The sequence below is a fragment of the Diaphorobacter sp. J5-51 genome, assembly GCF_001023515.1.
In the GTDB taxonomy this organism is placed as follows: domain Bacteria; phylum Pseudomonadota; class Gammaproteobacteria; order Burkholderiales; family Burkholderiaceae_C; genus Diaphorobacter; species Diaphorobacter nitroreducens.
On the sequence record NZ_JSYI01000030.1, the window covers coordinates 1 to 1,042 of the forward strand.

General features: G+C 60.7%; 1 protein-coding gene. It reads right to left on the reverse strand.

The annotated features are described in order from the left end of the window. Positions 1 to 16: 16 nt before the first annotated feature. The gene (locus OX89_RS04315) at positions 17 to 982 is read right to left on the reverse strand and encodes an IS1595 family transposase (protein WP_047349716.1); all 966 of its coding nucleotides are present in this window, start codon (positions 980 to 982) and stop codon (positions 17 to 19) included. Positions 983 to 1,042: the final 60 nt, after the last annotated feature.

Here is a 1,042-nt window from a genome sequence, read left to right on the forward strand (position 1 = left end):
AAAGGCGCTGTTCGCGTTAAGTATTGATGAGCTGTCGACCAAGGGCCGATGCGATGAACTGCGCAGGCGAAATCCCGTCTTTGAACCATGTCAGGAGCCGCTGCCAGGCCAAATAGTTGGGCAGGTACTTGGTGGCGACGCCACGCAACTCGCAATTCAGCCAGCCCTTGAGGCGTGAGTGATAGCCGTTGACAGTCTGGACGTGGAATGAGGGGTTCTGTGGTGAGCCATGCTTGGACGCGCTGAACATCTTCAGCGTGACGCCCAGTTCGCGCGGCAGCGCGTAATAGGCCGAGTTACCGTCGGAACACACTACGGTGTCAGGACGCACCAGCGGTCGGAGCGTGGCCACCAGTTCTTTGCCGTTCATGGCAGGCATAACCCGGTCAGCTGTGTGCTGCTGGCCACGGGCCCGGGCTATGAGGACGGGAACCTGCTCCTTGGAGAGTCCCCGCTTTGATGCTTTGCCCCCGCGCTTGCGGGCTTCGCGCGGTAGATTCCGCTCGCCTTTGCGGGAGTGCAGAAAGTAGGTCTCGTCCACCTCCAATAAGCCCTCCAGAGCCTTGGGCTGCTGCGGAACGACGGCAGTAAGGAAGCGATGGCGCCACCGGAAGGCGGTGGAGACCGCCACACCGGTGTCGGCAGCGGTATCGCGAACCGTCATTCCAGACGCCATGCAGGCGGCATTAGCGGCCAGCCGTTCCTTGCGACGCAGGCGAGCCAAGGGCGTATTCGTTGTTACGCCGGATGTGCGGTTGCAATCGCGGCAGAGATACCGCTGTAACCCATGAGCTCGACCGTTTTTGACGACCGAGAGACTGCCGCAGTGGCGGCAGCATACGAGGCCGCGAGCCTCGTCCAGCGCACGGAAGGACTCCAGGGCCGCTTGTCGTTGTTCAATGGCCTGAGCCAACTCTTTGAGCTGGTCCAGGGTCATGTTTCCTATCTTGCCTAGAACGCGCTGGAAGTGGTCGAGTCGCATCACTGCCTCCCTTGCTGGACAACAGTATGGACGAAATCAATACGTAACGCGAACAGCGCC